General features: G+C 65.1%; 16 protein-coding genes and 1 pseudogene. 10 read left to right on the top strand and 7 right to left on the bottom strand.

The window, feature by feature from the left end; genetic code table 11:
• Window positions 1-22: 22 nt before the first annotated feature.
• Window positions 23-1,192 carry a serine hydrolase domain-containing protein gene (locus JWS14_RS17230; RefSeq protein WP_206013889.1) on the bottom strand — a complete coding sequence of 390 codons (1,170 nt, stop codon included), beginning with the start codon at window positions 1,190-1,192 and terminating at the stop codon, window positions 23-25.
• Window positions 1,193-1,471: 279 nt separating this feature from the next.
• Window positions 1,472-2,521 carry an NAD(P)H-dependent flavin oxidoreductase gene (locus JWS14_RS17225; RefSeq protein WP_206013888.1) on the bottom strand — a complete coding sequence of 350 codons (1,050 nt, stop codon included), beginning with the start codon at window positions 2,519-2,521 and terminating at the stop codon, window positions 1,472-1,474.
• Between the two features lie 458 nt (window positions 2,522-2,979).
• On the opposite strand from JWS14_RS17225, the gene JWS14_RS17220 reads away from it, so the two are divergent.
• The gene (locus tag JWS14_RS17220) at window positions 2,980-3,174 is read left to right on the top strand and encodes a hypothetical protein (protein ID WP_005565087.1); all 195 of its coding nucleotides are present in this window, start codon (window positions 2,980-2,982) and stop codon (window positions 3,172-3,174) included.
• Window positions 3,175-3,277: 103 nt separating this feature from the next.
• Here the strand turns inward: JWS14_RS17220 and JWS14_RS17215 are convergent, their stop codons facing one another.
• Window positions 3,278-3,454 (bottom strand): PAS domain-containing protein, encoded by a 177-nt coding sequence (locus tag JWS14_RS17215; RefSeq protein ID WP_206013887.1) that lies wholly within the window; start codon window positions 3,452-3,454, stop codon window positions 3,278-3,280.
• 226 nt (window positions 3,455-3,680) lie between these two features.
• Window positions 3,681-3,881: a hypothetical protein gene (locus JWS14_RS17210; RefSeq protein ID WP_072946732.1), complete on the bottom strand. Its 201-nt coding sequence runs from the start codon at window positions 3,879-3,881 to the stop codon at window positions 3,681-3,683.
• Between the two features lie 250 nt (window positions 3,882-4,131).
• Between JWS14_RS17210 and JWS14_RS17205 the strand changes: the two genes are divergently transcribed.
• Window positions 4,132-4,359: a hypothetical protein gene (locus JWS14_RS17205; RefSeq protein WP_072946733.1), complete on the top strand. Its 228-nt coding sequence runs from the start codon at window positions 4,132-4,134 to the stop codon at window positions 4,357-4,359.
• Between the two features lie 192 nt (window positions 4,360-4,551).
• Here JWS14_RS17205 and JWS14_RS17200 read toward each other — a convergent pair whose 3' ends face one another.
• Complete coding sequence (locus JWS14_RS17200; protein ID WP_206013886.1) at window positions 4,552-6,909, bottom strand: arylsulfatase; 2,358 nt, start codon at window positions 6,907-6,909, stop codon at window positions 4,552-4,554.
• Between the two features lie 468 nt (window positions 6,910-7,377).
• On the opposite strand from JWS14_RS17200, the gene JWS14_RS17195 reads away from it, so the two are divergent.
• The gene (locus tag JWS14_RS17195; RefSeq protein ID WP_206013885.1) at window positions 7,378-7,743 is read left to right on the top strand and encodes a hypothetical protein; all 366 of its coding nucleotides are present in this window, start codon (window positions 7,378-7,380) and stop codon (window positions 7,741-7,743) included.
• 21 nt (window positions 7,744-7,764) lie between these two features.
• Window positions 7,765-8,226 (top strand): hypothetical protein, encoded by a 462-nt coding sequence (locus JWS14_RS17190; RefSeq protein ID WP_083395717.1) that lies wholly within the window; start codon window positions 7,765-7,767, stop codon window positions 8,224-8,226.
• A gap of 415 nt (window positions 8,227-8,641) precedes the next feature.
• Here the strand turns inward: JWS14_RS17190 and JWS14_RS17185 are convergent.
• Window positions 8,642-8,953: pseudogene (locus JWS14_RS17185) on the bottom strand (nitronate monooxygenase); the annotation flags it as partial.
• A gap of 226 nt (window positions 8,954-9,179) precedes the next feature.
• Between JWS14_RS17185 and JWS14_RS17180 the strand changes: the two are divergent.
• On the top strand, window positions 9,180-9,746 hold the full coding sequence (locus tag JWS14_RS17180; protein ID WP_095861622.1) for a TetR/AcrR family transcriptional regulator: 567 nt from the start codon (window positions 9,180-9,182) through the stop codon (window positions 9,744-9,746).
• Between the two features lie 212 nt (window positions 9,747-9,958).
• On the opposite strand, the gene JWS14_RS17175 is transcribed toward JWS14_RS17180, so the two are convergent.
• The gene (locus tag JWS14_RS17175) at window positions 9,959-11,329 is read right to left on the bottom strand and encodes an MFS transporter (RefSeq protein WP_179377567.1); all 1,371 of its coding nucleotides are present in this window, start codon (window positions 11,327-11,329) and stop codon (window positions 9,959-9,961) included.
• Between the two features lie 540 nt (window positions 11,330-11,869).
• Between JWS14_RS17175 and JWS14_RS17170 the strand changes: the two genes are divergently transcribed.
• The 5 genes from JWS14_RS17170 (at window position 11,870) to JWS14_RS17150 (ending at window position 16,674) form a co-directional block, all read left to right on the top strand.
• The gene (locus JWS14_RS17170) at window positions 11,870-12,733 is read left to right on the top strand and encodes an isocitrate lyase/PEP mutase family protein (protein ID WP_259375864.1); all 864 of its coding nucleotides are present in this window, start codon (window positions 11,870-11,872) and stop codon (window positions 12,731-12,733) included.
• Between the two features lie 102 nt (window positions 12,734-12,835).
• A complete protein-coding gene (locus JWS14_RS17165) occupies window positions 12,836-14,125 on the top strand; it encodes an aromatic ring-hydroxylating dioxygenase subunit alpha (protein WP_095861625.1) in 1,290 nt (429 codons plus the stop codon).
• Window positions 14,126-14,193: 68 nt separating this feature from the next.
• The gene (locus JWS14_RS17160) at window positions 14,194-14,358 is read left to right on the top strand and encodes a hypothetical protein (protein ID WP_164062506.1); all 165 of its coding nucleotides are present in this window, start codon (window positions 14,194-14,196) and stop codon (window positions 14,356-14,358) included.
• A 79-nt stretch (window positions 14,359-14,437) separates the two neighbouring features.
• The gene (locus JWS14_RS17155) at window positions 14,438-15,511 is read left to right on the top strand and encodes an amidohydrolase family protein (RefSeq protein ID WP_095861627.1); all 1,074 of its coding nucleotides are present in this window, start codon (window positions 14,438-14,440) and stop codon (window positions 15,509-15,511) included.
• The gene (locus JWS14_RS17150) at window positions 15,508-16,674 is read left to right on the top strand and encodes an acyl-CoA dehydrogenase family protein (RefSeq protein ID WP_179377568.1); all 1,167 of its coding nucleotides are present in this window, start codon (window positions 15,508-15,510) and stop codon (window positions 16,672-16,674) included. The genes JWS14_RS17155 and JWS14_RS17150 overlap by 4 nt, the downstream gene beginning before the upstream one ends.

Here is a 16,674-nt window from a genome sequence, read left to right as displayed (position 1 = left end):
ACCGAACGCACCACAGCGGAGATCAGACGTTCGGGGGTCGGTCCGGGACGAGGAGAGCGCCGATGTCTTTGCCGATGGGGACGGCGTTGTTGGTGTCGGAGTTGGCTTTCGGTCCGAGGGTGCAGTAGACGACGATCGTCGTGTCGGTTTTCGTGTCGTAGAAGGCGACGCCGTTGTAGCCGCCGAATGCTGGGTTCATGTAGAGCCAGTCGTCGATGTGGACGACCCCGAACGCGAAGTACTTCTGCGCCGTCATGGGGCCGAGGCCGGCGGTGCTGGGGGCCATCATTTCCTTGAACTGCTCCTCGGAGAGCAACTTGCCTGCGGCGAGCGCACGCACCCACACGGAGACGTCGGCCAGGGTGGAGTTCATGTTGCCGCTGTTGAGGAATGCGGTGGGGTTCCAGAACGTGGAGTCCTCGAAGACGCCACGTTCATTCGTGTAGCCGTGCAGCGTCGGCTCCGTCATCTGGGGTGTGAGGACGACGTCGCTGGAGTTCATGCCGAGCGGGTCCAGGATGCGCTGCTGGATCAAATCGTGGAGGGTCGTGCCGGTGGCCTTCTCGAGGACCACGCCGAGCAGGCACAGATCGCTGTGGGCGTACGCCCAATTGGTGCTGGGTTCGAACAGCGGCGGCCGCGCGTTGGCGAGGTCGAAGATCTGCTGCGCAGTGAAGCCCGCCATCGGGTTGGCGTAGAACTGCTTCAGGAATTCGGGGTCGGTGACGTAGTCCGCGATGCCGGTGGTGCTATTGGCGAGCATCCGCGGGGTGATCTTGTCGGCGCGCGGGAAGTCGGGGACCCATTCGGCGATCGGCTTGTCGAGGGGGACGACGCCGTCCTTGTCGAGTTGCAGCAGCACCGTCGACAGCATCGGCTCCATCGGCTGACCCACCCGCAGCTGCATGTCGGGCGTCGCGGGGACGCCGATCGGGGATCCGCCCAGCGCGCCGACGGTGACCTGCTCGTCGCCGCGCCACACCCCGAACACGGCGGACGAGAGGTCGAGTTCGGTCATCTTGCCTTGGACGATCTGTTCGATCTTGGCGACGTCGGGCGATTCCGGGGCTGTCGACTCCGTCCCACCGCCGCTGGTGTCATCCGATCCGCAGGAGAGGGTGGCGAATCCGATGGCGACGGCAAGGGCGGTGGATGCACCGCGGCGCATCCACCGGTGAGTCGGCTTACTCATAACGGACGATCCCTTCGACGAGCGGGAATCTTGCGGGAGCAGCGATACGTGAATCTACCGTCGCCGACGCCGCGCGGGGAGCAAACGGCGGGTGCGCCCCGTCCGATCCGGTGACCGTGGTGCCTGCCGGCGTTCTCCCGAAGCCTGAGCAGCACATTTCTGATCGCGACCCGCCCAAGGGCATATGAAACACGGCGATGCCGGCTCTAACTCAGCGATGAAATACGGGGTGGCAACTGCTGTACACGACGGTGGCTCGGCGCGGACCCGACACTGAGGTCACGGCGGTGAGATCCGCTTCGCCGCAGCCTCGAGCGATACGCGGCACCCCTTGACCAGGCGCTGCACCACCTCGGCGGCGGGCCGATCCTTCGCGAGCTGGTAGGACTGCCCGGCCCAGAGATTCACCGCTTCGCCGTCTCCGCTCTCACGCGCGGCCTGGCGCAGCGGCGACGTCGCGTAGTGGATCTCCGGGTAGGCAGCGGGTGCGGTGGCGGTGTGTTCGTCGAGGAATCGGTTGCGGATGCCACGCGCCCACCGTCCGGTGAACGCACGAGTGAGCGCGGTCGGCCGGCCCCTGGTGAGTGCGTCGCGCACCACCGCCGAGGTACCCGCCTCCGGGCAGCGCATGAAGACCGATCCGAGCTGCGCGGCGGCTGCACCAGCTGCCAGCGCCGCTGCCAGCCCAGCGCCGGTGGTGATGCCGCCGCTGGCCACCAGGGGGACCGGGAAGACGGTGCCGCGCAACAACTGCATCAACGCGATCAGGCCGATCGGGTCGGTGAGATCGTCGCCCGGACGGGAGAGGAAGGTGGCACGATGACCGCCGGCTTCGGCTCCTTGCGCGATCAACACGTCCGCGCGCGCAGTCACGGCGACCTGCGCCTCGATGGTCGACGTCACGGTGACCCACACCTCGGACCCGACGGCGTGCAGTCGCTCGATCTCTGTCGGCGACGGGCAGCAGAACGTGAACGACACCACCGCAACGGGATCGGCGACGAGGAGGTCGAGCTTGGCGGACCAGTCATCGTCGTCGAAACGCGGTTCGCCGACTTCGGCTCCGGTCGCGGCGAGCTCGTCGAGGTACGGCGCGATCTGCTCGACCGGTGTCGGCTTTCCCGGCGCGAACAGGTTCACCCCGAACCCCGCCGAGGTGAGCTGCTGCGTTTGTGAAATCCGTTGCGCCAGCACGTCGGCGCTCAGATATCCGGCCGCGAGGATGCCGAACCCGCCCGCCTCGGTGACGGCCGCGGTGAGTTCCGGCGTGGACGGTCCGCCGGCCATCGGGGCAAGAACGATGGGCGCACCGATGGCGTCGAGGATCACGCGGACTCCAATTCCTCGAGTCCCAACCCGACGGCGCCGAGAATCAACACGATCCGCATCCCTCCAGTATTCCCCGGCCATCGGGGTGGTCGGGGGTGAATCGAGATCCGGCCCGGCGGCGATGCCGCGGCGGGTACCGGGGTATCGGTGGAGCCATCTGCTGCGCGTTCGGCGAGACAGTGCAGCGGCTCGTCGTCGCCCTCACCGCACGACGTGAGCAAACCGGCGGACTGCGTCCTCGGTCATCTCCTGAGTTGTCAGCGGAGCGTGATGCATACCTGTGTCAACCTCGCGTACCGTTTTTCGATGCCTCTATTGACGGAAGTGCCAGGTCCAAGCGATGATTTAGGTATCCCACCTGCGGGTGGGGAGGGCCCGTCCCTCTGTTGGAGATCACTCATTGGGCAGCACCACAACGGTCGCTGTCGTCGCGTGTCCGCCAACAGAAGGAGGTCCACATGGCCCAACCCGAAATTCTCGTCTCGATCGCCTTGGTGATTGCCGCGTGCTTTGTCTTCTTCGTGACCGCCTGCCTGGTCACCGCCATCCTCATTGTTATCCTCACCGGCAGCACCGCCGGTCTCCGCGACTTCGCGAAGGTGATCGTCGCCCTCGGCCGGGTGATCCGATTCTGGTTCCGGTTCGGTAACTGACGCGCGAGCCCTCAAACGCGAGGACAGTCCCCGGCCTCGGGTCGGGGACTGTCCTCACTTGGATTTCGCCTATCAGTGTTTCCGCATTACCGCTCCGGGGCTCTCACGGTATGGGTGCGTTCTCATGTGCGTCGAACGGTCGCGGCGAGCCGATGGCGGTGTCATTCAGGTGGATCACCTGGTGGACGTGCAGGCCGGCGATCTCGGGCAGGTCGTATCCCAGCAGGGTCGCGAACATCTGATTGACGTCGAGTAGGCGCGACTGGTCGTGCATGAGCATCGGAATAAGGCTGCGCGCCAACAGGTACCGCACTCCTCGCCGCTCAGCGCCACCGCCGTGCGCCGGTGGCGGTGTGTGCGGATGTTCGGGTTCCAAATCTCTGTGGTCCGCGGGATCGGTCGGGGGTGCGCTCGGTTCCCGGGCGGACGCCGCGCGTCTCGCGCGCTGACCCACCCTGCGGGGCGGTACCGTTGCTGGCCCCGCTGGTCGTGGTCGGCCGCGCGAGTCAGGTCGGCTCGGTGGTCGTCCCGCCGGTGATCGGTGCCGCCTGCGGGTCGGGACGGTCCATCCGCTCGAGATGGGCCTTGATCCACTCGGTGGTGTGTGTCCGTGCGGAACCTGGGGGCGTGTACTCGGCCGGTCCGTCGGTCATGGCGTCCTTTCGTGTGGAGTAGTAGCGGAGGGCGTTCGGGTGGCGTTGCGTCATCGGTAGTCGGTGCCTCAGTGGTTAGTGAGGTCCGGGCAGTTTCGACGTGTCGGTGTCGTTCTCGTCGGTGGACGGTCCTCCGGGGGCGGCTGATGGCGAGTACTCATGGAAGAGAGCGTGCCCGCACGGATTGAACACGCGGTAAACACCGTTGTCGGTGGGAGCCTGTCGACCGACTCCCGCCGATCGACATCTTGCTCGCCCGGCGCTCTTACGCTGGGAGGACCACGACACCAGCGGGAGAAGGATCATGAGTTACGAAGCGATCTACGACGGGGTCCGTTATCCGCTCGCCGATGCGGCCGCCGCCCACGGCCTCGAGGACGCCATCAGGGGCATCTTCGAAGACCACGGCAACGGCGGATTCGTCGGTTTCGTCAGCCAGAACTCGACGGTTCGCCTCCTGATTACGCCGGCGACTCCGGTCGCGATTCGGGGCAGCGACGAGCCGAACCCGAGCGTCGTCTCTCGCTGGTAGCCTCGCGGGCCGCTGGCCGGCGAGGCGCGCAGCAGGCAATACCGCGACGGCCGATCAGGACGCTGACGCCCGCATCTCGGAGTTGTTGGGGCACAACAGGAATGCTGATCGGTGGACACGTTCGACGGAAAGCGCGGGCTCCACCGAGCACATCATGTCGGCAGAGCCCGACGCCTCGTCGTTTCGATCTTGCTATTCGCGGGAGAGCATGGCGGCGGCTGCGCGTTCGAGGTCGACGTAGGGTTCGCCGCTGACGTCGACGGCGACCCGGTTCAGGGTGCCGCCGGTGAACGCCCAGGGTGTGGTGCCGGGGTAGTCGTCGGTGACGGCTTCGGCGCCCCCGCGGCCGGCGGTGAGGCCCGCGCCGCCGAGACCGAACGGGCCGGGTTGGGTCCGGATCCGGCCCTCGCCGACCTTGCGGTCGCCGTAGTACAGGCTCAGCACGCCTTGGGCGGTGCCGGGCGGATCTTCACCGTCCTTGTCGAAGGAGGCGGCCAGGATCACGTTGTGACCGGTCGGCACGTCTTCGGTGGCGTCGATCCTCTGCTGTTCGCTGCCGAGGAAGTTGTAGACGTAGTGCAGCCGGTTGTCCCTGACGTACAGGGTGTGGCCGCCGAACCGGCCGCCGTGGGCGAACAGCACCCCGGACGCGCCCGGGTCGGGGATGTCGACGAGTGCCCCGATCGAATACGAGCGGTTGCGGACACTGACCGCGACCGACTCGGGCACCGGGGCGCCCCCCGGACGGTAGACGTAGCGGTTGCGCGGGGCCACCGGCTGCGGGCGTGGGGTGGTGAGGATCTCGACGGGCTGACGATCGTCGAGGGGCAGCGCCTGGTTGGCGCCGGCCTCGTGGAACCACAGCCCGACCAGCTCGGCCAGTCGGCCGGGCTCCTCGGCGGCGAGGTCGCGGAGCTCGGCGCGGTCCACATCGGTGTGGTAGAGCTCCCAGGTGTCGTCCGGGAAATGGCTCCAGCCGCTGATCGTGGGGTGGGTGGTGACGGCCTTCCAGCCGTCGTGCCAGATCCCCCGGCTACCGAGCATCGAGTAGAACTGGGTGTGCTTGGCGGTGGGGATGGTGCCGGTGTCGAAGCTGTACCGCATGCTCACCCCTTGCAGCGGGTGCTGGGCGTACCCCTTGATCGTGTCCGGGAGTTCGAGGCCGAGGCAGTCGAGCAGGGTCGGGACCAGGTCGATGGCGTGGTGGTACTGGTCGCGGGTCTCGCCGCGGGCGGTGATCCCGGCGGGCCAGGAGATCAGGCACGGGTCGCAGGTGCCGCCGTTGAAGGTGTAGCGCTTCCACATCTTGAACGGGGCATTGAAGGCCATCGCCCACCCGTTGGGGTAGTGGTTGTAAGTGTTGGTGCTGCCGAGTTCGTCGAGCATCATCAGGTTCTCGGCCAGGTCGTCGGGCACGCCGTTGAACATCTTGTTCTCGTTGACCGAGCCGTTGGGTCCGCCCTCGCCGCTCGCGCCGTTGTCGGAGACCAGCACGATGATGGTGTTGTCGAGTTGCTCGATGTCCTCGAGGTAGGCCAGCAGGCGGCCGATCTGGTCGTCGCAGTGCGACAGGAATCCCGCGTACACCTCGGCCATCCGGGCGAACAGGCGCTTTTCGTCGTCGGACAGGGTGTCCCAGGGGCGGGTGAAGTCCAGCGGCGGGAACGGCTGACCGTCGAGGCCGGTGCGGTTCTCGGGGGTGCCGACCGGGTTGAGCGGGGGCAGCTCGGTGTTCTGCGGGACCAGACCCATCTGCTTCTGCCGGGCCAGGATCTGCTCGCGCATCGCCTCGTACCCGGTATCGAACTTCCCGCGGTAGTGATCGGCCCATTCGCGGGGCACGTGGTGCGGGGCGTGCGCGCAGCCCGGCGCGTAGTACAGGAACACCGGGCGGTCCGGGGCGATCGCCTTGACGTCGTCGAGGTACTCGATGGCCCGGTCGGTGATGTCGACACCGAGGTGGTACCCCTGCTCCGGCGTGGTCGGAGCCTGAACCGGGTGGTTGTCGTGCACCAGGTCCGGGTACCACTGGTTGGTCTCCCCGCCGAGGAAGCCGTAGAAGCGTTCGAATCCACGGCCGATCGGCCAGTTCCGTTTGGTGGATGCCGCGTTCATCTCGTCCTGGGCGCACAGGTGCCACTTGCCGACCATCGCGGTGGAATAGCCGTGCTCGACCAGGATCTCGGCGAGGGTGGCGCATTCGGGTGGGATGTGCCCATTCGCGCCTGGGAAACCGCTGGCGGCCTCGCTGATGCAGCCCATCCCGTTGGTGGTGTGATTGCGGCCGGTCAGCAGGCAAGAGCGGGTCGGGGAACACAGCGCGGTGGTGTGCCACTGCCCGTACCGCAGCCCGTTCGCGGCGATCTTGTCGATGTTCGGGGTCTCGATCGGGCCGCCGTAGCAGCCCAGGGCGCCGTAGCCGACGTCGTCGAGCACGATGTAGAGGACGTTCGGCGAACCGGGCGGGGCCTTCGGTTGCTCGTACGGACCCCAGTCCGGGATCGAATCACGAATATCGAGATTGACGACACCTCTGAACGGCTTGGCCATGACCGGCTCCTCGATCGATCGGGTCTGCCCCCCTTTCATCCACCAAAGCACTACCCACCCGGTCATCGCCAGAGGCTAATGGGGTAACACATCGGCGGGACGACCCGCGTGACACCAAGCCCACTGCGCTGGTGGGGGTGGCCCGAGCGCGCACGCGATCGCCGCTCGACATGGGCGTGGCTCCGTCGCCACGCAGGTCGCCCCCGGCGTCGTGAGCTCGGGGATGAGAGCTGCCGCTGACCTGCTGCCGGCCCCTCGGTTGGGGGTAGGGCCTCGCGGGGATCTCCGATTCGATCGCAGCTTCCTCGTCGTGATGTCGCAGGATGACGGCCCGAGCTGATCGCGTCGGTCGGTCACGGGATGCTCGACTTCACCATGCCGTATCTGCGCGAGTACCTGCGCGAGCACGCCGCCGAACGCGTCTGACGACGGTCGGCGTATTTCAGTTCCCCCGCTGTTCGTCCTTTCTTGCGGTGGGCCACCCGTATCGGCGTCGTCAGCACCCATCACGCAGCGGCGGCCCTCGCCCTCTGGGTACTCGCCGCGCTCGCCTTCGTGGGCACCTCCGCCTCGGAGGTCTCGGTGACCCTGGTCATCACTCTCGTGGTCGCGATCGCGGCAACAAGTGCCCTGGTCACGGTCACCCGGGAGCCGGCAAAGTCAGCGGCCGCGCGACGGGGCGCGCAGTCCGGGTATCCGGGTGTGCGGTGCGGCCACGCCGCGACAGCGATGGCTCCGATGAGACAGGTGAAATACGACGGTTCACCGATTCGGATCCTGGACGAATCTGATCAGCGGAGCCCCTGCCCATATCTTGCCGACCACGCACTTTAAAAGTACATTGAAAGTATGTCTGTGGGTGAGGTGCCGTTCTCGGATATCCAGAACAAGGGGAAGGCGACACTGTCGGAATGGCAGCGGTCGGGAGCGCGGCCGCTGCGGGTGACGCGCCGCGACGATGAGGATCTGGTGTTGATGACGGCGGCGCGGGCGGATCAGGCACGGGAGGTGCTCGCGGCGGCGACGGCGATGGTCGACGCCCTGCTGCACTCGGATGACCGTGATCTGGTGCGCAAGGTAGTTGCGGCGGCGTTCCCGTGGGTGAGCTACCTCTCGGGTGAGGAGGTCGCCGACTTCGTCGACGAGCTGATCGCCTCGCTGCGGGCAGGCTCATCGCTGGATAATCCGGCTCCGCCGGCCCGCACGATCGAGACGTGGCGCCACACGGCGGAGGTGTATGCCGATCCGGAGCTGGCCCGGATCCTGTCGGCGTCGACTGAGGGTGACTTCGGGGCCGTGCCGGTGCCGGAGCTGTGAGCCCGAAGCGATCGCCGACCATGTTCTGTTCGGTCGCGACCCGGTAGAAGGTCCGCTCCGAACAACCGACCGTTCCCGCATCGAACGCCCGCCAATACGTCTGCACCACAGGTAATTCGGCGTACTCGTCGGATTCGAGCACAGCGATGATGGCGGTGCGTTCGGCGGCGGTCAGCGCGGCCGGTTGCCGTCGGTTCTTCTGCGGTATCGGGTCGGCCACCGGCTGGTAATGCCGGTAGCGGCGGGTGAGCCGGTAGTAGGTCGAGCGTGGCAGCCCGACCCGCCCACACGCTGTGCGGACCCCGATCCCGGTTGCGGTGAGCTCGTCGACGAACGACCTTGTGTTTGAGTGCCGCATTCTCCTTGCGTAGTCGTGCCAGTTCGGCACGGTCGGCCTGCCCCTGGTGAGTGCGTCGCGCACCACCGCCGAGGTACCCGCCTCCGGGCAACGTATGAAGACCGATCCGAGCTGCGCGGCGGCTGCCTCATCTGTCAGCGCCGCGGCCAGCCCAGCGCCGGTGGTGATGCGCTGACCACCAGGGGGACCTGGAAGACGATGCCGCGCAACAAACTGCATCAACGCGATCAGGCCGATCGGGTCGGTGAGATCGCCGCCCGGACGGCAGGGGAAGGTGGCACGATGACCGCCGGCTTCGGCTCCTTGCGTGATCAACACGTTCGCGCGCGCACCATGATCCTGCACGGGCCCGATCCCGGGTCCGTGCATGTATGTGGTGAGGGCGTCGGAGGCGAGTAGGTTGGCGGCGATCCGGTCGTGTCGGCGGTGCACCAGCGACGTCAGTGTTGGAGCACGGGTTTCCGGGACGAAGCTGTACGGCAAGCGCAGCCGGGGGTTCCGCCGGATCGGGGTTCCGTCGTGTCGGCATTTGTTGCAGGAGGCGGCGCTAGATACAAGCAATTCAAACTGACTAGTTAGTTGTTATGATGGCGGTATGGCACGGGACTCAGAAGCGACGAAGAAACGAATTCTGGACGCGGCCACAACTGAGTTTTCGAAGTTCGGGATCGCGGGAGCACGTGTCGACAGGATCGCTGCCGTAGCGCAGGCCAACAAGTCGCTGATCTACGCGTACTACGGGAACAAGGACGGCCTCTTCGACTCGGTCTTCAGCAGTCAGGTGGTGGCGTTCACCGACTCTGTCCAGTTCGATGCCACCGACCTGGCCGGCTATGTCGGCCGGGCTTTCGATCTTTACGAAGACAATCCGTCGACGCTGAGGCTGGCAACCTGGTATCAGCTCGAGCGGCCCGACGGGGAGCCACTGCAGTCCATCGCGGCATCGAATCAGTCCAAGCTCGAAAAGATCACTCAGGCACAGCAGGAAGGGCATCTGCCGGCTCAGTACACAGCCCACGAAATTCTTACCATTGTTCGCGCACTTGCCATGTCCTGGCATATCCAGACACCCGAGCTTGGCGCGGTCGCACCCCGGGACAGAGCGCGCCGACGCCAGGTAGTCGTCAGCGCGGTCGAGAACCTCCTTTCGGCCTGCGAGTGAACATCTCGGACTGCGCGCGTTCCGGTGCCTGGAGCCTCCGATGAGAACCCTGGAGAGTGGTGTGGTGGTCACTCACAGCGCAGGAGAGCGTCCTGCCGGACTGGGTATCGGCTCTGCCCTGCAACCGTCTGGAGGTCGACGGCCAAGCGTCGTGTCGGAACGGATCGATGGTTCGGTCCGACACGACGCCCGGAGCTAGAGGGAGTTGGGCGTCAGCCGACGGGGTCGACTGCGGGCTGGGCGGGGTGTTCTCTGTCAGTGTTGCGGGCGCTCAAGCTCTTGCCGCTCGATTCCCCCGTTGTCCAGACCATGGTTGCCCCGAGCACGGCAACGATCGCGACCATCACAGCTACCCACTGTGCGCCGCCGTCCGCGGCGGTGATCAGAGAGGTGGCGATGACCGGGGCGAGGCCGCCGAGGATGGCGCTGCCCTGGTATGAAATCGATACCGCCGTGTAGCGAGACTCGGTCGGGAACATTTCGGTCAGGAGCGCCGCGATCACCGCCTGCATGCCGATCGCGACCACCGCGAACACGACGATGAAGGCGAGGAACAACAGAGCCGTGTTCATGGTGTGGATGGCCCAGAAGAAGGGATAGGCGATCACGACGAGCGTGAGTGCGGCAGTGATGTATACGGTGCGTCGCCCGACACGATCGGACAGCGAACCGTAGAGGGGCATGGTCACAGTGGACAGAGCCCATCCGACTGCGAGTGCGGTAAGCACGATGGAGCGGCTGTGGCCGGCGCCTACCGCATAGGAGACCGCGAAGCTGCCGAACAGCGAGGACGACATCGTCGAGGGCAGGCTGGCGAAGAGTCCGCGCAGCAGTGCGCCTCGGTTATCGAGGAGTGATCGGCTCATCTTGACGGATTCGCCTCGTTCGGCGTATGCCACGAACAGGGGACTTTCGGTCACCTTCAGTCGCATGTAAAGACCCACGATGAGGAGTCCGAAGCTCAGCAGGAATGGTACGCGCCAGCCCCACGAGAACAACTGCTCATCCGGGAGCTGGGTCGTGAGCGCCATGACCAGGGTCGATGCCACGCCTCCCGAAGCCATTCCGGCCTGGCCGATCGCTGTGTAGAGGCCGCGGCGACCGTCCGGCGCGTGCTCGGCAGTCATCAGTGCGGCACCGCCCCATTCCCCGCCGACCGAAAAGCCCTGCAGAATACGAAGAAGAACGAGAAGGATCGGCGCGATTGCTCCGACCTGGTCGTATGTCGGAAGAAATCCGATCAGGCCACTGCCGATCCCCATGATGGTCATAGTCATGAGAAGGGTGGACTTGCGTCCATAGCGGTCGCCGAGGTATCCGAAGACGACGCCGCCGAGGGGGCGCGCAACATAGCCGGTGGCGAGGATGGCGAAGGATGCCATGGTCCCGAGGGCGGGACTGAGGTTCGAGAAGAACAGTGGGCCGAACACCAAGGCGGCAGCCGAGGCGAAAAGTGTGTGGTCGTAGTACTCGATCGTGTTGCCGAGGTAACTGGAGATGGTTACGCGACGGACTTCCTGTTGGGAGACAACGGTGTTGCCGTGTGTCTGGGCCAGGGGAAGATTGGATGGGTCTCCACTCATTGCTGAATTCCTCTGATGGTTGGTATGCCGTGCGTCTGAAGCAGGTGAGCAGACAGGCGGCCTCGCGTCCCGGTGTGTGAGGTTGGTCCTATGATTACCCTCTATGTGACGTGCGTCAATACCGAATGTCGTACCCATTCCAATGGCGGAGTCCGGACCGACAAATGGCGGGTAGCAGACAGCGATTCGCTCACAAATGGCGGCTGAACTGCGACGAGGTATCGAATAGAGTGGTCGGCACCACACGTTTGCGACGCCGTGGAACCACTGAGAAAGTGTGAAAAATGTGGCACATATCGAATAATCATTGAACCAATGGTCTATCGTAGGGGCACACCGCATGGCTCCACCCCGAATCTTGCTTCTGATCGATGGCGGCGATTGCGAGTTCGACTGCGAGAAAACGAGTTACCGGTGCCATCAGCCGCTGAGCGAATCCGTTGTGCGAGCAGCGCAGTGGCGTAAAGGTGCTCGGTGGGTGAGCGGGCAGTCATAGCGGACATATCCCATCGATCTGATCCAGACAGGAAACGCGACCCGATGACTCGAATCGACAGAGCCAGCTTTCGACGCCGTCTCGAAGGCAAGGACCCGATTATCGTGCCGTACACGCCGGACGCGCTCACCGCGCGGTTGTGTACGCGCCTGGGCTTCGAGGCGGGGTATCTCGGCGGCGGAGGCCTGGGGTATTCGCTGGCGGTGTCCGAGGCGCTGCTGACCCTTACCGAGCTGGCCTCCGCCGTGGCTGCGGTGCGGCGGCGGTCCACCCTGCCGCTCATCGTCGACGGGGGAGTCGGATTCGGTGATGCCGTTCACCTGGCCCGCACCGTGGCGGAACTGGAGACGGCGGGAGCACACGCGATCGAGATCGAAGACCAGGTCGCGCCGAAGCGGGTGAGCCATCACCGCCATATCGAGCACCTCATTCCGGCCGAGGAGATGGTCAAGAAGGTACGATTCGCCGTCCAGGCGCGCGAGGATCCTGACCTGCTGATCATCGCGCGAACCGGGGCGATCCAGAATGAGAGTTTCGATGACGCCATAGAACGCTGCAGGGCGTATCGCGATGCCGGCGCCGACGCTGTGATGTTGCTTCCGGAGGGGTCCGAACAACGGGCCCTGATTCCGGAGAAGCTCGACTGCCCGGTCGCCACGTTGACGTCATTGGATCTGCACACGCCCGACGAGTGGGCGGATATGGGTTACGCCCTGGTGATCGACCCCGTCACCGGCCAGACCGCCGCCTGGGCGGCGGTCACCGAGGTGTATCAGCGGCACGCGGAGGGCCGGTCCAGCGGCCGAAATCCCGCGGACGCCTTCCGGATCTGGGAGGAGTTCCAGGAGATGGCGGGGCTCGAGGAGTTGTATGCGATCGAGCGCGAAACCACCGAGCCGGGAACGTAGGTTCCGCCGAAATCTATTTGCTCTACCCTCTTGCTAGGAGGTTGGTCCTATGATTAGCCTAATTGATGAAACAACGTCCGTTTCGGAAAGTGCGAGGTCCTGATGCTTCAACCTGAACTCAACGAACGACTCAGCCGCGTCGGCAAGGGAACTCCCGCTGGAGAGCTCTACCGGAGGTATTGGCTGCCGGTCGCCGCCGCGACAGAGCTCGACGAGAACCCGGTCAAGCCGGTGCGAATCCTCGGTGAAGACCTGGTGCTCTACCGTTCGGAGGCGGGAGAATTGGGTCTGGTCACACGGAAGTGCCCGCACCGGGGTGCGTCGTTGGCGTACGGGTTCCCTGACGGGCCAGGGCTGCGATGTGCTTACCACGGGTGGCTCTTCGACGGCACGGGTAGTTGCCTCGAACAACCCAATCAGGAACCGGCCTCGCCGCGCCTGCGAGAGCGCGCCTCGATTACCGGCTATCCGGTGCGTGAACTCGCCGGCCTGATTTTCGCCTACCTCGGCGAAGGGCCGGCCCCGGCGCTGCCCCTGCTCGATCTGTTCACGCTCGAGGAAAACGGCACGCAATTTCGGGACATCGGATCGGCGATCATCCCCTGCAACTGGCTCCAGATCATGGAGAATTCGTTCGATCCCACCCACGTCGAGTGGTTGCACGGCAAGTACTTCAATTACACCCTCGAACGTGCCGGCGAGGAGCCGACCGAACTGGCCGGTCACCACATCAAGATCGGATTCGATCTCGTCGACTACGGCATCATCAAGCGTCGTCTTCGTGAAGGACAGACCGAGGAGTCCGAGGACTGGCGGACCGGACACCCCGTGTACTTCCCCCACATTCTCAAGGTGGGCGGATACGGACTGCAGTCGCTGCAGATTCGTGTTCCCGTCGACGACACGAACACCCTGCACTTCTGGTACTGCTGGTTCGACGTGGAGGAGAAGTTCTCCCATCTGGTCCAGCAGGTTCGACAGCTTCCTGACATCTACGACGTCAAGCTGCAGGACGACGACGGAACCTTCCGTATGGACACCATCGACTCGCAGGACGCGATGGTGTGGGTGACGCAAGGACCGATTGCGAGCCGCCACGACGAGAACCTCAGCTCCTCGGATCAGGGCATCGCTCTCTTCCGGACCCTGCTCCGCAAGCAGCTCGACTCGAACGAGGCGGGCGAACCGGTGATGAACGTGTACGACCCGGCCACCGAAGGCAATGTCATCGAGCTTCCCATGGAGCGTAAGGAACTCGGCTTCGGCGGCGCCTCCAAGGGCAACCCCGTCTCGGCGTTCCTGCGGACCCAGAGCCTGTACAGTCCTCGACTGACCGCGCTCTCGAAACTGATCGATGCCGAGGCAGAGCAAGCGAGCCGAGTTCCTTCATGAGAACCGATCTCATCGAGTTCGCCAGGAATTCCAATCCGAACCGCCAACCGTGCGAACACCCAGGGCACGTGAAAACCGGCAGTATCTGCGCGGTCTGTGGAGAGTGGCTCCCCACCGCAGTGTGCCGGGAACGCGATTGTGGGTGGATCGTGGCCATCGGTGAGGACACCATCATCGCGGCCGTCGAGCACTACCAACAGACCCGTCACCCGGTTCGGGTGTACACCGAATAGCCCCCCGGGGCGACACGCCGGCAATCCCCCCACCTATTCCCTCCATCTCAAAAAATCTTCAAATCAAGGAGAATTGTTCATGCCTCGCAAGGTAATTGACGTACACGGCCACATCGTGGCCCCGTCGGAGCTCTACAGCTACCGTGAGTTCCTCATCGGCACCCGCGGTCACTACGGCCGCCGCCTCAAGGGCTTCTCCGAGGCACGTGAGGGTATGAGCCACGGCCGGACCGGAGTCATCCCCCCGGAGGAACTCGAGCACTTCGCCCGCGAGCACATCTCCTGGCTCGACCACGTGGGTACAGACGTGCAGCTGGTGTCGGCGCGCCCGTACAGCCTCATGCACTCGGAGAAGCCGGCCCGCATCGTCCACTGGTGGGCACAGACGGTCAACGACGCCATCGCCACCCAGTCCGCCTTCTTCCCGGATCGCCTGCAGGGAATGGCCAACCTCCCGCTGGCATGGGGCGCCCCGATCGAAGACTGCTTCGACGAACTCGACCGTTGCATGAACGACCTGGGCTTCGTGGGTGTGCTCCTCAACCCCGATCCGAGCGAAGGCCGTGCACCGCAGGAGGTTCCGGGCTTAGGTGACGAGTACTGGTACCCGCTGTACGAGAAGCTCGTCGAGTACGAGGCACCGCTCCTCGTGCACTCCGCCGGCTGCGTGTCGCTGCGTGAGAACCAGAGCCTGCACTTCATCTCCGAAGAGAGCGTGGCCGTGATGTCGCTCGTCCAGTCCGAGGCTTTCGAGCTGTTCCCTGATCTCAAGGTCGTCGTCCCCCACGGGGGCGGCGCGATTCCCTACCAGCTCGGACGCTTCCGCGGCACCTATTGGGAGGGCACCGGCCGCACCGGCACCTTCGACGAGGCAGTCCGCAACTGCTACTACGACACCTCGCTCTACACCGAGGAGGCGCTGGACCTGCTCGTCAAGGCCATCGGCGCCGACCGGATCGTTCTGGGCACCGAGCGTCCCGGCGACGGCTCGCACAAAAAGACCACCACCGAAGGCTGGGCCGACGACATCGCGGCCGTGCTGCGTGGGCTGCCCGGCGCCGAGGAGAAGGGCCTGGATCAGATGCTCGGCGACACCGCCCTCGAAATCTTCCCGCGCCTGCGGAAGAACCTGGAAGCGGCAGGAGCGCTGTGACCAGCATCCTCGAACCGTCCGTCGACACCGCCGAACGTGACTCACTGATTCAGTTGGTCCGTGATTTCGCGCGCAGCGAGGTTGCCCCCCGGGTCCAGGCGTACGACGAGGCGGAGTCGATTCCCCTCGACCTTCTCCAGCAGATGGCAAGCCTCGGCTTCTTCGGCGGGGTGGTCCCCGTCGAATGGGGCGGTATGGGTCTCGATCACCTGACCTTCTCGATGATCATCGAGGAGATCTCGCGGGTCGATCACTGCCTGGGTGTCTTCATGAGCATGCCGTCCGCCCTCGTCGGCGGCGGCCTGCTCGCCTTCGGCACCGACGAGCAGAAGGAGCAGTGGCTGCGCCCACTCGCCGAGGGCCAGATCTTCGGCGGCGCCGGCGTGACCGAACCACGCTCGGGAAGTGACGTCGCCGGTACCGAGACACGGTACAAGCGGACCGGAGACGGCTTCGTACTCAATGGTGCGAAGGCATGGATCACCAACCTCGACAAAGCTTCCTTCTTCGTGACCTTCGCGACCAACGATCCCGCACTGGGTAAAAAGGGGCTCTCGGCATTCATCGTTCCCGCCGACACGCCCGGTGTCATCAAGAACCCGATGCGCAACAAACTCGGATTCCGGCCGCTGTGCAGCGGTGACCTGGTGCTCGACAATGTCCAACTCGGTCCCGACGCCCTCCTCGGCGAGGAAGGCGACGGCTTCACGGTCGCGATGACCGCCGTCGAACGCGGCAGACTCGCCGTCGCCTCACGTGCGGTGGGACTCGCCCAGTCCTGCCTGGACGCATCGGTGCAATACGCGAAGGAACGCATCGTCTTCGGAAAGCCGATCAGCAGCTTTCAGATGACCCAGCAGAAGATCGCCGATATGGCGGTCTCGATCGAGGCGGCCCGGCTGCTGACGAACAAGTGCGCGTCCGAGATGGAGACGGGAAGCCGCGCGCGGATCGAAGCCAGCATGGCGAAGATGTTTGCGAGCGACGCCGCACAGGCGGCGGCCACCGATGCGGTGCAGATCCACGGTGCCTACGGTGTTTCCGAGGAATACGGGGTCGCCCGGGCGTATCGCGATGCGAAGGTATTCCAGATCGTCGAGGGCACCAACGACATCCACCGTCTCCTCATCTCCCGCGATGCGCTCAACAGGGGAGGTCTGTGA

Origin of the sequence: Rhodococcus koreensis, assembly GCF_017068375.1 — a bacterium.
GTDB classification, from domain to species: Bacteria; Actinomycetota; Actinomycetes; order Mycobacteriales; family Mycobacteriaceae; genus Rhodococcus_F; species Rhodococcus_F koreensis.
This window is presented reverse-complemented; position numbering and strand designations above follow the sequence as displayed.